This is a genomic window from Sphingomonas sp. BE138, from assembly GCF_031456125.1.
Taxonomy (GTDB): Bacteria; Pseudomonadota; Alphaproteobacteria; order Sphingomonadales; family Sphingomonadaceae; genus Sphingomonas.
This window is the reverse complement of record NZ_JAVDUC010000011.1, coordinates 76,776-90,430: the sequence shown is the minus strand read 5'-3', so window position 1 is coordinate 90,430 and position 13,655 is coordinate 76,776. Positions and strand designations below refer to the sequence as shown.

The 13,655-nt window shown below is 69.3% G+C and carries 12 protein-coding genes; 3 read left to right on the top strand and 9 right to left on the bottom strand.

Annotated elements, in window-relative coordinates; all coding sequences use genetic code 11:
• The first annotated feature begins 39 nt into the window (after nucleotides 1-39).
• The gene (locus J2Y58_RS14235; RefSeq protein ID WP_310104225.1) at nucleotides 40-441 is read left to right on the top strand and encodes a GFA family protein; all 402 of its coding nucleotides are present in this window, start codon (nucleotides 40-42) and stop codon (nucleotides 439-441) included.
• A gap of 82 nt (nucleotides 442-523) precedes the next feature.
• Nucleotides 524-2,158 carry an inorganic phosphate transporter gene (locus J2Y58_RS14230; protein WP_310104220.1) on the top strand — a complete coding sequence of 545 codons (1,635 nt, stop codon included), beginning with the start codon at nucleotides 524-526 and terminating at the stop codon, nucleotides 2,156-2,158.
• 148 nt (nucleotides 2,159-2,306) lie between these two features.
• Here the strand turns inward: J2Y58_RS14230 and J2Y58_RS14225 are convergent, their stop codons facing one another.
• From J2Y58_RS14225 to radA, 8 genes are all read right to left on the bottom strand, one after another.
• Nucleotides 2,307-2,648: a hypothetical protein gene (locus tag J2Y58_RS14225; RefSeq protein WP_310104217.1), complete on the bottom strand. Its 342-nt coding sequence runs from the start codon at nucleotides 2,646-2,648 to the stop codon at nucleotides 2,307-2,309.
• A 76-nt stretch (nucleotides 2,649-2,724) separates the two neighbouring features.
• Nucleotides 2,725-4,839: a prolyl oligopeptidase family serine peptidase gene (locus tag J2Y58_RS14220; RefSeq protein ID WP_310104213.1), complete on the bottom strand. Its 2,115-nt coding sequence runs from the start codon at nucleotides 4,837-4,839 to the stop codon at nucleotides 2,725-2,727.
• Between the two features lie 76 nt (nucleotides 4,840-4,915).
• Complete coding sequence (locus J2Y58_RS14215) at nucleotides 4,916-5,161, bottom strand: hypothetical protein (protein ID WP_310104211.1); 246 nt, start codon at nucleotides 5,159-5,161, stop codon at nucleotides 4,916-4,918.
• A gap of 22 nt (nucleotides 5,162-5,183) precedes the next feature.
• Nucleotides 5,184-5,516 (bottom strand): DUF423 domain-containing protein, encoded by a 333-nt coding sequence (locus J2Y58_RS14210; RefSeq protein WP_310104208.1) that lies wholly within the window; start codon nucleotides 5,514-5,516, stop codon nucleotides 5,184-5,186.
• Nucleotides 5,513-7,276 (bottom strand): cation:proton antiporter, encoded by a 1,764-nt coding sequence (locus J2Y58_RS14205; protein ID WP_310104206.1) that lies wholly within the window; start codon nucleotides 7,274-7,276, stop codon nucleotides 5,513-5,515. The genes J2Y58_RS14210 and J2Y58_RS14205 overlap by 4 nt, the downstream gene beginning before the upstream one ends.
• Nucleotides 7,276-7,710 carry an iron-sulfur cluster assembly scaffold protein gene (locus J2Y58_RS14200; protein ID WP_310104204.1) on the bottom strand — a complete coding sequence of 145 codons (435 nt, stop codon included), beginning with the start codon at nucleotides 7,708-7,710 and terminating at the stop codon, nucleotides 7,276-7,278. The genes J2Y58_RS14205 and J2Y58_RS14200 overlap by 1 nt, the downstream gene beginning before the upstream one ends.
• A complete protein-coding gene (locus J2Y58_RS14195; protein WP_310104201.1) occupies nucleotides 7,707-8,261 on the bottom strand; it encodes a CvpA family protein in 555 nt (184 codons plus the stop codon). The genes J2Y58_RS14200 and J2Y58_RS14195 overlap by 4 nt, the downstream gene beginning before the upstream one ends.
• A 148-nt stretch (nucleotides 8,262-8,409) precedes the next feature.
• Nucleotides 8,410-9,777, bottom strand: coding sequence for a DNA repair protein RadA (gene radA / locus J2Y58_RS14190; RefSeq protein WP_310104198.1), 1,368 nt, complete (start codon nucleotides 9,775-9,777; stop codon nucleotides 8,410-8,412).
• Between the two features lie 161 nt (nucleotides 9,778-9,938).
• Between radA and J2Y58_RS14185 the strand changes: the two genes are divergently transcribed.
• Nucleotides 9,939-10,640: a hypothetical protein gene (locus tag J2Y58_RS14185; protein WP_310104195.1), complete on the top strand. Its 702-nt coding sequence runs from the start codon at nucleotides 9,939-9,941 to the stop codon at nucleotides 10,638-10,640.
• A 296-nt stretch (nucleotides 10,641-10,936) separates the two neighbouring features.
• On the opposite strand, the gene alaS is transcribed toward J2Y58_RS14185, so the two are convergent.
• Nucleotides 10,937-13,600 (bottom strand): alanine--tRNA ligase, encoded by a 2,664-nt coding sequence (gene alaS / locus J2Y58_RS14180; protein WP_310104191.1) that lies wholly within the window; start codon nucleotides 13,598-13,600, stop codon nucleotides 10,937-10,939.
• Between the last annotated feature and the right edge of the window lie 55 nt (nucleotides 13,601-13,655).

The following is a 13,655-nucleotide window of genomic DNA, read 5'->3' as shown; positions in this document are numbered from 1 at the left end:
AGACAGGAACATATCGGCAACAAAGACGGGAGAAGGATCATGGCGATCACCGGCGGCTGTCATTGCGGCGCGATCCGCTATGCGGCAGCGGGCGCGTACGAGCATCATGCGCTGTGCCACTGCACCGACTGTCGGCGCTGGTCGGGTGCGCCGATGGTCGGATGGATCGCGTTCCGCGACGATCAGGTGACGGTAAACGGCACCCCGGCGCGCTATGCGTCGTCGGAGCACGGCGTGCGCGAGTTCTGCGCCGCCTGCGGCACCGGGTTGTTCTATTGCAACCCCGCCGTTCTGCCGGGATTGATCGACATCCAGACCGGTACGCTCGACGCGCCGCAGGATCATCCTCCCTCGGCCCATATCATGTGCAAGGAGAAGTTGTCGTGGGTGGATGGGATCGGAAGCCTTCCCACCTTCGCCACCTATCCCGGCGTGGACTGATCCAGTTTATTCGTGATTGGGTCACCAGGGATGACCACGCGTCATCAAACTGTCACCGTACGGGCCGACAGCGCGACTCATCATGGCATCCAATGTCCTTGCGACGTCGCCCTCGCCCCCCGTTGCGGCGCGGCGATCGTTCGATGGCCCGGTCCATCCCGGCGCACGGGCGGCCTTCATCGCCGTCGTCCTCGGCGGGTTCGCCTATGCCGGGATCAGCGTCCTGATCGACACGCAACAGGTCGGGGAGCAACTGGCGCTCGGCGTCTTCGCGTTTCTGGGACTGGCGTTGCTGATCGCGCTCGGCTTCGAATTCGTCAACGGCTTCCACGACACCGCCAATGCGGTCGCCACGGTCATCTACACCAACGCGCTGCCCGCACATGTCGCCGTCATATGGTCGGGCTTCTTCAACTTTCTGGGCGTGATGGCGTCGTCGGGCGCGGTCGCCTATTCGATCATCACGCTGCTGCCGGTCGACCTGATCCTGAACGTCGGATCGGGTGCGGGATTCGCGATGATCTTTGCGCTGCTGTTCGCCGCGGTGCTGTGGAACCTCGCCACCTGGTATGTCGGCTTGCCGAACAGTTCCAGCCACACGCTGATCGGATCGGTGCTCGGCGTCGGGCTCGCCAACCAATTGCTGACCGGGGGCGCGGGCGGCACGTCCGGCGTCGACTGGAGCCAGGCGACCAAGGTGCTCACCGGCCTGTGGATGGCGCCGCTGATCGGGTTCGGCGCGGCTGCGCTCCTGCTGCTGGTCATCCGCCACCTCAGCCGCAACCCGCAGTTGATGCAGCCCCCGGAGGGCGATGCACCCCCGCCACACGGGATCCGTGCGCTGCTGATCTTCACCTGCACCGCGGTGTCGTTCAGCCACGGCTCGAACGACGGGCAGAAGGGGATGGGGCTCATCATGCTCATCCTGATCGGCTGCGCACCGACCGCCTACGCGCTCAACCGCACGCTGCCCGCCAGCGACATGCCCGCCTTCATGCGCAGCGCCGCCGCCGCCGAGACGGTGCTGGTCCGCCATGGCGCCGCCCCGGTCGCACTGCCGCAGGCCCGCGCGGCGCTGAAGACCGCGCTATCGGCGCGCCACCCCGTCACCCCCGCCGCTTATGGCGCAACGGTGGCGGTTTCGCGCGACCTGACGCAGCGCGTCGCCGGCTATGGTGCGCTCAGCAACGTGCCCGCACAGGCCGCGCCCAACATCCGCAACGACATGTACCTCGTGATGGACGCCGCCCGGATGATCGCCGCCGCACCCGAGAACCGGATGCAGAAGGCGGATATCGCGACGCTGGTCGATTACCAGAAGCGGCTGGAGAGCGGCACGCGCTATATTCCGTTGTGGGTGAAGGTCGCCGTGGCGCTGGCGCTGGGGCTCGGCACGATGGTCGGGTGGAAGCGGATCGTGGTGACGGTCGGCGAGAAGATCGGCAAGCAGCACATGACCTATGGCATGGGCGCCTCGGCCGAGTTGGTCGCGGCGGGCACGATCCTCGCCGCCGATCGCTTCGGGCTGCCGGTGTCGACCACGCACATCCTGTCGTCGGGCGTCGCGGGTGCTTCGGTGGCGAGCGGCCATGGGCTGCAACGCCGCACGCTGCTGCAGCTGGCAGCGGCATGGCTGATGACGCTGCCGGTCGCGATGCTCCTCGCCGGGCTACTGTACTGGCTGCTGCTTTCTCTGGTACGCGCCGAGGGGCTTTGACGGCGCGCCGCTTGGCCGACCTTGGCCTACCGTGCGGGTTCGTCGCGCGATAGCCGCTGGGTTCTACGCGGCGCAGGCAGGGAAATCGTCCGCGGCGAGCGTCCCGCGCGTCGGCGGGACGACGCCCGTCATGCGAACGCCGGGCCGCTCAGACGTCGACCGCCAGCAACGTGACGCCGTCGTAACGCGGTTCGCTGGCAACGAACAATTCGCTCGGCTTGAAGCGACGCGGCGTGATGCGCAGCGCGGTCAGCCCGGCCAGCTTGAACGCGCCGATCTTTGGCTCCTTGGGCGGCTGGCCGTCGCGCTCCAGCGTCAGCGCGTCCAGATAGATTTCGCCGTGCTTCGTATAAAGGATGTGCGGCGCCAACGTAACGCTGCCGCGATTGTACATCGCGGCGATCGCCTGTTGCTTGACGATCGCCTCGAAGACGACGGGAACGGTATCGGGCACCACCGGCGGCGGCCGGTTGTCGGTTTCGGCACTCATCGCGCGCGCCATAGCCACCCGCCGCACCCGCCACAAGATTGCGCAGCGAAACGCAGCGTTCGAACCCGCCGCGGCGTCACCGCGCGGGCATCAGTTTCTGCGCGAAATAGGTCATCTGCAACGCCTGCAACCGTGCGCCCTGCTCGATATCGGCATCGCCCGAATGGCCGCCCGCCGTATCCTCGTAAAAGAGGTATGGCAGGCCGTATTCCTTCAGTCGGGCCGCGAACTTGCGCGCGTGCTGCGGGCCGACGCGGTCGTCCTTGGTCGTCGTCCAGATATACGGCTCGGGGTATGCGACGCCGCGCTTGATGTTGTGATACGGCGAGATGCTTGCCAGGAACCGGCGCTCCTCGGGCACGGACACCGATCCGTATTCGTCGACCCACGATGCGCCGGCGGCGATCTGTTCGTAGCGGACCATGTCGAGCAGCGGCACCTGGATCGTCACCGCCTTCCACAACTCGGGATGTTGGTTGAACTCGACCCCCATCAGCAGTCCGCCGTTCGACCCGCCATAGATGCCCAGCGTCGCAGGGCTGGTGAAGCGCCGTGCGATCAGGTCCTTTGCGACCGCGGCGAAGTCGTCATAGATCACCTGCCGCTTGGTCTTGCGCCCGGCATCGTGCCACGCCGGGCCGAACTCGCCACCGCCGCGAATGTTGGCGAGCACATAGGCGCCGCCGCGTTCCAGCCACAGCTTGCCGGTGCTCGCGGCGTAGCTCGGCAGCATCGGCACCTCGAACCCGCCGTAGGCCGTCATGATCGTCGGCGTGCGGCCGTCGCGCGGCGCATCGCGGCGATGGACGATGAAATAGGGCACCTTGGTGCCGTCGGTCGAGGTCGCCTCGAATTGCTCGGCCACCAGCCCGGCCGCGTCGAACTTGGCAGGCAACGCCTTGACCTGCACCGGGGCCGCCGTGCTCCCCGCATCGAACCGCGCCAGCGTCGTCGGCGTCAGGAAACCGGTGGTCGCCAGGAACGCGGTGTCATTGTGCTCGGACGTGCCCGCGATGCCGAAGCTGACATTGTCGGGCAGCGCCACCTGGCGCGTCGTCCAGCCGCTGGCGCCCGGCGTATGGATGCTGATCCGCCCGCGGACGTTGTCGGTATAATCGACGATCAGGTGGTGGCGGGTCGCATCGACTCCCGCCACCGCCTGCCGCGCAGTCGGTGCGAAGATCAGCACCGGCTCCACCCGTCCGGCCTCCAGCTTTTCGAGCGGCACCGAAGCGACCGCGCCCGTCGGGATGACGCCCCATGGCTCGCTGGTGGTGAAGACCACCTGCCCGTCGACCATCGCCGCCGGCGCGGTGCGCGCCGGCAGGTCGAGCCTGCGCACGCCCGCCGGCGTCCACAACGACCGGTCGGCGCCGAAGAAGGTCTTCTGCCGCTCGAGAAACACCGCGCGGTTGCCCGCGCCATCGGTCATCACGCTGGCATAGGTGCCGAGCTGGTCGTCGGGCGCGCCGCGATACACTTCGACCGCCTGCGCCAGCGGCTGCCCGCGCGTCACCTTCTTGACCACGCACGGATAGCTCGAGGCAGTCATCGTCCCCGCGCCCCAGTCGCGGCTGACCAGCAGCGTATCCTTGTCGAGCCACGCGGCGCCCTGCTTCGACGTCGGCAGCACGAAGCCGTTCGCGACGAACTGCCCGCTCGCCAGGTCGAACTCGCGATAGGTGACCGCGTCCTCGCCGCCTTCCGACAATGCGATCAGGCACAGCCGCTCTTCGGGCGCCAGGCAGTTCATGCCCTTGTAGACCCATTTGCGCCCCTCGGCCTTGCTGAGCGCATCCACGTCCAGCAGCGTCCGCCACGCCGGCTGCGACGCGGCATAGTCGGTCGGCGTGGTCCAGCGCAGGATGCCCTGCGGATGATCGGCGTCGCGCCAGAAGTTGACGATTCGTCCCATCACCTGCTGCGGCATCGGGATGCGGTCCTTGGCGGCGGCGATCGCCAGTGCCTCGGCATGGAATTGCTTGTAGCGCGGGTCGTTCTGCAATCGCGGCAGCGTGCGCGCATTCTCCGCGGCGACCCACGCCTGCGCGCGCGCGCCGTCCTTGTCCTCCAGCCAGACGTACGGATCGGCGTCGGCACCGCGCTGCTGGGCATAGGCCGCGCCCGCTGCGACTCCCGACGCCAGCAGCGCCGCGCCTGCCAGCCACATTCCGATCCGCCTGCGGGTCATCTCATTCCTTCCGTCGCCACGGAAGGTAATGTGCGATACGATCGCGCGGCGGACAAGCCCGCGTCCGCGCCTGCGCTCACGAGCCGCGCGGCACCCCGCCGCCGGTGCGCTCCTGCTCCGCCTTGATCCGCGTGTGGCTGATGTTCTCGCCGACGAACGCCACCACCCACACGAACGCGACGGCAGCGGCGAGGATCGCGAGAAAGCGCAGCGCGCGCCGGCTCGGCAGCTTGGGATCGGTCATGGCAGGCTCCTCGGCGCGACACACGCCATCGCCCGCGATGATAGGGTTGCCGCCAACGCCCGCCTTCACCTCGATCATCGCCCTGGAGCGCTGATGGAGCTCAGGTCCGCGCGCCGAGCCAGGCGAGCCACAGCCACCCGACGATCAGCAACGTTCCCCCGATCGGCGTGATCGCGCCCAGCCAGCGCGGCAGCCCGAGCGCCATCAGGTACAGGGTTCCGGCGAACACCGCGCCGCCCGCCAGGAACAGCCACGCCGGCCCCCGCGCCTCCAGCCGCAGCGCGAGCAGCGCCGCGAGTGCATGAACCAGCTGATAGTGTGCGCCGGTCTTCAGCCATTCGACCGCCGCACCCGACGCGCCGTGCGCGCCGAACGCGCCCGCGGCGACCGCCAACGCGCCCGACAGCGCGGCGAGCGTCACGATCAGGTTCACGGCCGCTCCCCCCCGCCCCACGGATGCTGTTCGGCGACCAGCGCGCGGGCGGCGCGCATGTCGCCGGCCTCGAGCTGGATGCGCAGGCGTTCCTTGTCGCGGGCGCGATACGCCTGTTCGGCGCGGTCGATCTCGGTCGGGGATATGCCGACCCCGCCCATCGCAAGCCGCGCCATCTTCACCGCCGATTCGAGCACCTCGCGCACAACCGCGCGCGCCGGACCGTTCTTCAGCTTGACCAGCGCGCGGCGGTCATAGGCGCGCACGTACAGCGCGGCGTTGGGGAACGCCTCATGCACCGCCTCCAGCTGCTCGGGCGACAATTGGTCGCCGTCCATGCAGAACAGGATCAGCTCCGCCTCCGCCGCCCCCGCTTGGCGCAACAGGTCCAGCCGCGTGCCGTCGCCGTAATAGACCTTCGAACCGAACTCGGCGGCGATGTCGATCATCTCGATGTCGGTGTCGATCAGCGTGACCGGGATGTCCTGCGTCATCAGCATCTGGCCGACCGTCTGCCCGAAGCGGCCGTAGCCGACGATGATGGCATTGGCGCCGTCCGCCTTCGGCCCGTCGCGGTCGGTTTGCGCCGCGACCGGCTCCTCGCGGAAGCGGCGGGTGAACATCATCAGGAACGGCGTGGTCGCCATCGACAGCGTGATGATCGCGCCGAACAGGCTCGCGGCGTCGGGCGCGATCAGCAGCGCGTTCTGGGCCTGCGCCAGAAGCACGAACCCGAACTCGCCGCCCTGGCTGAGCAGCAGGCCGAGCGCCAGCGCCTGCCGCCATGCCATGCGAAAGGCGAGCCCCAGCAGCGTAATGACGATCGCCTTCACCACGATCAGCGCGGCGGCCATGGTCACCACGAACACCGGGCGCTCGGCGATCGCGCCCAGGTTCAGCATCATGCCGACCGCCAGGAAGAACAGCCCGAGCAGGATCGCGCGGAACGGCTCGACATCCGCCTCCAACTCGTGGCGGTACGGACTGTCGGCGAGCATCACACCCGCCACGAACGCGCCGAGTGCGGTCGACAGCCCCAGGAACTCCATTACCGCCGCCGCCGCGATCACGGTGAACAGCGCGGCAAAGACGAACATCTCGCGCTCGCCGAGATTGCCGATCAGCCGGAACAACGGGCGCAGCACGAAGCGGCCGGCGGCGACCAGCCCGACGATCGCCAGCACCGTATACAGCCCCAGCAGCCAGCCGGACGGCCCGCCCGTATCGGCAGGATTACGGCTGATCGCCGCGATGATCGTGATCATCGGGATGATCGACAGATCCTGGAACAGCAGGATCGAGAAGGCACGTTCCCCGAAGGGCGTGCGCAGCCGCCCGGCGCTCTGCAGCATCGGCAGGACCTGCGCGGTCGACGACAGCGCCAACGGCATCCCCACCGCCAGCGCCGCGGCGAGCGAGAAGCGCGCCGCCAGCGCGAGGATCGCGACCAGAGCGATGCCGCACGCGACGACCTGGATCAGCCCCAGCCCGAAGATGTCCTCCTTCAGCCGCCACAACCGCTGCGGGCTGAGCTCCAGGCCGACGATGAACAGCAGCAGGGTGATGCCGAGTTCGGCGAACCCCAGCTTGCTCTCGGCATCGCCGACGAGCCCCAGCAGCTGCGGCCCGACCAGCGCGCCGGCGACCAGGAAGCCCAGCGTGGCGCCGAGCCCCAGCCGCCGGAACAGCAGCACGAAGATCAGCCCCGATCCGAGCAGGATGGTGCCGTCGCGCACCATCGAGATACCGGCATGTTCCATCAGCGCGGCGCTCCGTCGCGCGCCTGCGCCGCGGCGTCGGCCGCCGCCTCGAACGCCAGTCGGATCGAGGGGTGGCGCGCGGTCAGCTTCAGCCCCGGCGTGAAGATCGTCAGCCCCGGCCAATCCGGCGCCCCTCCCTCCCCCGCCAGCCAGGCGGTGAGCGCGTCGCGGGCCGCCTCCAGTTCATCGACCGAGCGGCCGACGACGTGGCGCGCCATCAACGTCGAGGACGCCTGGCCGAGCAGGCAGGCCCGCACCTGCGTGCCGACCGCCGCGACGCGCCCGTCTTCGTCCAGCCGGACGTCGACGGTCACGCGGCTGCCGCAGATCGGCGAGCGCCGCTCCGCCGAGCCGGTGGCGTCGGCCAGCCGGTCCGGAAAGGGATTGCCGACCGCCAGCGCACTGATGTCGGGGGTGTAGAGGTCGAGGCTCATGAGGAAGGTTCGCCGTTGCGGGAGGGGGTGCGAGAGCCGAACACCGGCTGGCCCTTGCGGCGCCGATCGACGAAATCGGCCACCGCGCCGCTGGTCGCGGCCAGCAGCGGATACGTGCGCGCGGTCGTCAGCCATGCCGGGCGCCGCGTCGGCCCGCCGCCGGCGAGATCGAGCGCGAGGATCAGGAAAAGATAGGCAAGGCTGGCCAGGATCAATCCCTTGAGCGCGCCGAAGCCGAAGCCCAGCGCGCGGTCGATCGGCCCCAGAACCGACGTGCGGGTGCGCGCCGCGATGGCGTTGATGACGATCCGGCTGACCACATAGGTGCCGCCGGTCAGCAGCACGAACGCCAGCACCGCCGCGCCCGACACGCTGGCGACGGTGCCGGCCAGCGCCTGGGCGAGCGGCAGGTGGAAGATCTTCAAGGCGAAGATCATCGCCACCCACGCGAACAGCGCCAGTACCTCGCCGACGAACCCGCGCCGCGCCCCGCCGATCGCCGCCAGCGCGACGAGCACGAGGACGACGATATCGAGCGGTTCCAGGTTCATGGCTCCCTCTTATGACCCGATCCGCCGCCCGGCTAGGCCCGGAAGTTGGCGAAGGGGTCGCGAAACGGGCTGCCGCACTCGGCGATCGTCGCGCTCGCATCGCTCGGTCGCCAGTCTCGCATATGTTGGCGCAGGAAGGACAGCCGGCTCAGCCGCGCCCGAGCAGATGGTCGACGAACTGCCCGAGGGTGCGGAACGCCGACTGGCGCATCGCGGCCTTCTCGACTGCGGCGGGCAGCAGCGCGCGGTCGAAGCCGAGCTTCGCCGCCTCCTTCAGCCGCAGCGGCGCGTGCGACACCGGGCGCAGCTCGCCCGACAGCGCGATCTCGCCGAATGCGACCGCCTCGGCGGGCACCGGCCGTTCGCTGAGCGCCGAGACCAAAGCGGCGGCGACCGCCAGATCGGCGGCCGGATCCTGCACGCGGTAGCCGCCGGCGACGTTCAGATAGACCTCGCACGTCGAAAAGCTGAGGCCGCAGCGCGCCTCGAGCACCGCCAGGATCATCGCCAGCCGCCCCGAATCCCAGCCGACGACCGAGCGCCGCGGGGTCGCGCCGCTCGCCACGCGCACCACCAGCGCCTGGATCTCGACCAGCACCGGCCGCGTCCCCTCCAGCGCAGGGAAGACGGTGGCGCCGGTCACGCCCTCGTCACGCTGCGTGAGGAACAGCGCGGAGGGGTTCGATACTTCCACCAGGCCGTCGCCGGCCATCGCGAAGACGCCGATCTCGTCGGTGCCGCCGAAGCGGTTCTTCAGGCTGCGCAGGATACGATATTGATGGCTGCGCTCGCCCTCGAAGGCGAGCACCGTGTCGACCATGTGTTCGAGCACCCGCGGGCCGGCGATCGTCCCATCCTTGGTGACATGCCCGACCAGCACCACCGCGGTGCCGCGCTCCTTGGCGAAGCGGATCAGCTCCTGCGCGGTGGCGCGCACCTGGCTGACGGTGCCGGGCGCACCCTCGATCAGGTCGGAATGCATCGTCTGGATCGAGTCGATCACCAGCAGCCGCGGCGGCGTACCGTTGCCCAGGGTGGTCAGGATGTCGCGCGTGGACGTTGCCGCCGCCAGCCGCACCGGTGCATCGCCGAGCCCCAGACGCTGCGCGCGAAGCCGCACCTGGTCCGCGGCCTCCTCGCCGGAGACATAGGCGACGTCGTGCCCGGCGCGCGCCAGCTGCGCTGCGGCCTGGAGCAGCAAGGTCGACTTGCCGATCCCCGGATCGCCGCCGATCAGCGTCGCCGATCCCGCGACCAGCCCGCCGCCGAGCGCACGGTCGAACTCCGCGATGCCGAACGGCAGGCGGTCGGGCAAGGCGGACGGCGTGTCGAGCGCGGTCAGCGCGATCAGCCGTCCGCCGCCTTGCAGATTGTGCTTCGCCTGAAACGGCGTGGCGTTGAGCGGTGCCTCCTCGACCAATGTGTTCCATTCCGAGCAATCGGCGCATTGCCCCTGCCAGCGATGACTGACCGAGCCGCACGACTGGCACACAAATCTCTTCTGAACCTTCGCCATTGTTTGCGCCTAGCGCATCAGGAACGATTCCGGAACACCCATAAGATGAACAAGGTGTTCACCGTGGCGACAGGTGCGATGTTGCAGGTTCGGAACCCTGTCGACGGCCGACCGTTTCGCTGTCGACCCAGCATTTCTGCCAACGAGTATAGGAGTTCCTCGTGAAGCATTTTGCCGTTCTCGCCCTGGCTTCCGCCGCTCTCGTCCCGGGCGCCGCGCTTGCGCAGGCCCCGGCCGCAGCTCCGGCGCAGGCCACCACGTCGGCGACCGCCGCCGTCACCACCGGCGCGACCGTGTACGACACCTCGGGCGGCGTCGTGGGCACCGTCGAATCGACCGACGGTACCAATGCGGTGGTGAACACCGGCACCGTCAAGGCGGCGATCCCGCTGACCTCGCTCGGCAAGGGCGCACAGGGTCCCGTGCTGGCGATGACCAAGGCACAGCTGGAAGCCGCGGCCGGGCAGCAGCAGGCGCAGGCTAGCGCCGACTTCAAGGCCAAGCTGGTGCCGGGCGCCACCGTCTACGGCACCGGCGGTGCGCAGCTGGGCACGATCAAGTCGGTCGACGCCAGCGGTGTGACGCTGACCACCACCGATGGTGACGCAGTGCTGCCGACCACCGGCTTCGGCCCCGGACCGCAGGGCATCACGCTCGGCATGACCGCAGCGCAGCTGAAGGCGGCGATGGGCCAGGCGGCCGGCGCGGCAACGAACGCGGCCGGCGCCGCCACCGATGCCGCAGGCGCGGCGGTCGGCGGGGCGGCGACCGCTGCTACCGGCGCAGTCGGTGCAGTGGCGGGAGGCGCCAGCGCCGATGCGAACGCGTCGGTGAAGGCAAAGACCAAGCGCACGCCGCGCTGATCCTTGCCGAATGAGCGAGCGCCGCCGGTGTCGCAAGACGCGGGCGGCGTTTTCGTGCGTGGCGTCATCGGAGGGCCCAGCCCGACGATCTGACCCGTTCACGCCGAGGCTGTGGCAAGTGCGTGTTCCAAGCGGCGCCTGGTCACATGCTCACTCGCCAAGAAGCCGATCCGATCAACACGAACGTCGGATCAACGGGCCCGGTGCGTCCCGATTTCTCGAACGGCGGGTCGCTTGATACGTGCGTCAACGGGTTCGACACGGCCGGTCCGGGGACGGTCCCGCCGAAGCACCGTTCACGCGGCGACTTGTCGCTCCTCCAGTGCCGCACGCACCGCAGCGACCGCCTCGTCGGCCTTGGTCGCGTCCGGCCCGCCGCCCTGCGCCATGTCGGGACGGCCGCCGCCGCCCTGCCCGCCGAGCACCGCGACCGCGCGGCGTAGCAGGTCGACCGCACTGACCGAGGCGACCAGATCGTCGGTCACGCCGACCGCGACCGAGGCGCGGCCGTCGTTGACCGCGACCAGCACCGCGACCCCCGAGCCGATGCGCTTCTTCGCGTCGTCCACCGCGCCGCGCAGCCCCTTGGCGTCGAAATCGTTCAGCACCTGCCCGACGAAGGCGACGCCGCCGACGGTCTCCGGCCCCGGTGCCGCGCCGCCACCGCCACCGCCGAGCGCCAGCGCCTTCTTCGCCTCGGCGAGTTCGCGCTCCAGCCGGCGGCGCTCCTCGACCAGTGCGGCGACGCGTGCGGGCACCTCGTCGGGGGACGCCTTGAGCGTCGCTGCCGCCTCGCGCAGCTTCTCGTCGCGCGCGTTGAGCCACTGGCGCGCAGCCTCGCCGGTCAGCGCCTCGACGCGGCGCACGCCCGACGACACCGCGCTTTCGCCGACGATCTTGAACACGCCGATATCGCCCAGCGCGCGGACATGGGTGCCGCCGCACAGCTCGATCGAATAGGTGCGGCCATCGGCCTCGCTGCCCATCGAGACCACGCGAACCTCGTCGCCGTACTTTTCGCCGAACAGCGCCATCGCACCCTCGGCAATCGCCTCGTCGGGGGTCATCAGGCGGGTTTCGACGCTGCCGTTGGCGCGGATCTGCGCGTTGACCGCGCGTTCGGCCTCGGCGAGTTCCTCGGCGGTCATCGCGCTGGAATGCGACACGTCGAAGCGCAACCGCTCGGGCGCGACCAGCGAGCCCTTCTGCGCCACATGGGTGCCGATCTTCTGGCGCAGCGCCTCGTGCAGCAGATGGGTGGCGGAGTGGTTCGCGCGGATCGCGGCGCGCCGCGTGACGTCGATCGCCAGCTTCACGGTGTCGCCGACCTTCAACTCGCCCGCCGCGATCGTGGCGTGGTGGACGAACAGCTTGCCGAGCTGCTTCGACGTGTCACGAACGTCGGCGCGCACGGCGTTGTCGTTGCTGATGACGCCGGCGTCGCCGACCTGCCCACCGCTCTCGCCGTAAAAGGGTGTCTGGTTGACGATCACGTCGACCGTGTCCCCGGTCACGGCGTGGTCGACACGCGCGCCGTCCTTGACCAGCGCGAGGACGACGCCCTCGCCGACATCGCTGCTATAGCCGGTGAATTCGGTCGCGCCGACCTCCTCGGCCAGATCGAACCACAGTTCGTCCGACGCCTTCGCGCCCGAGCCCTTCCACGCCGCGCGTGCGGCGCGCTTCTGTTCCGCCATCGCGGCGTCGAAGCCGGCGCGATCGACCTTGAAGTCCTGCGCGCGCAGCGCATCCTCGGTCAGGTCATAGGGGAAGCCATAGGTGTCGTAGAGGCGGAAGGCGGTGTCGCCGGGCAGCGTGTCGCCGGGCCGCATTCCCGCGGTGGCATCGTCGAGCAGCCGCAGCCCCTTGTCGAGCGTCTGGCGGAAGCGCGTCTCCTCCTGCCGCAGCGTCGCCTCGATCAGCGGCTGTGCGCGGACCAGTTCGGGATAGGCGGCGCCCATCTCGGCGACCAGCGCCGGGACCAGCCGGTGCATCAACGGCTCTTTCGCGCCTAGAAGGTGGGCGTGGCGCATCGCGCGGCGCATGATCCGGCGCAGGACGTAGCCGCGGCCTTCGTTGGCGGGCAGCACGCCGTCGGCAACGAGGAAGCCCGAGCAACGCAGGTGATCGGCGATCACGCGGTGGCTCGCCTGATTGTCGCCGGTGGTCGCGGTGTGCGTCAGCGCGCCGGAGGCGGCGATCAGCGCCTTGAACGTGTCGGTGTCGTAATTGTCGTGGACGCCTTGCAGGACGGCGGCGATACGCTCCAGCCCCATCCCGGTGTCGATCGACGGGCGCGGCAGGTCGCCCACGATCGCATCGGCCTCCTGCACGTGCTGCATGAAGACGAGGTTCCAGATTTCGACGAAGCGGTCGCCGTCCTCGTCCGGGCTGCCGGGAGGGCCGCCGGGGATGTGCTCGCCGTGGTCGTAGAAGATCTCCGAACACGGCCCGCACGGCCCGTCCGAGCCCATCGCCCAGAAATTGTCCTTCGTCGGGATGCGGATGATACGGTGGTCGGGCAGACCGGCGATCTTCTTCCACAGGTCGAACGCCTGATCGTCGGTGTGGAAGACGGTGGCGGTCAGCTTGTCCGCCGGCAGCCCCCATTCCTTCGTCAGCAACGTCCAGGCGTGGGTGATCGCCTGTTCCTTGAAATAATCGCCGAAGCTGAAATTGCCCAGCATCTCGAAGAAGGTGTGGTGGCGCGCGGTATAGCCGACGTTATCGAGGTCGTTGTGCTTGCCGCCGGCGCGCACGCATTTCTGCGACGAGGTGGCGGTGCTGTACGGCCGCGTCTCCAACCCGGTGAACACGTTCTTGAACGGCACCATGCCCGCGTTGACGAACATCAGCGTCGGATCGTTCTGCGGCACCAGCGGGGCGGACGGCACGATGCGGTGCCCGGCCGAGCCGAAATAGTCGAGGAACGAGCGGCGAATGTCGTTGGTAGCGGTCATGGCGCCCGACTTAATCCGACAACGCCGCGCTGCCTAGCCGCCACGCGCGCTTCGC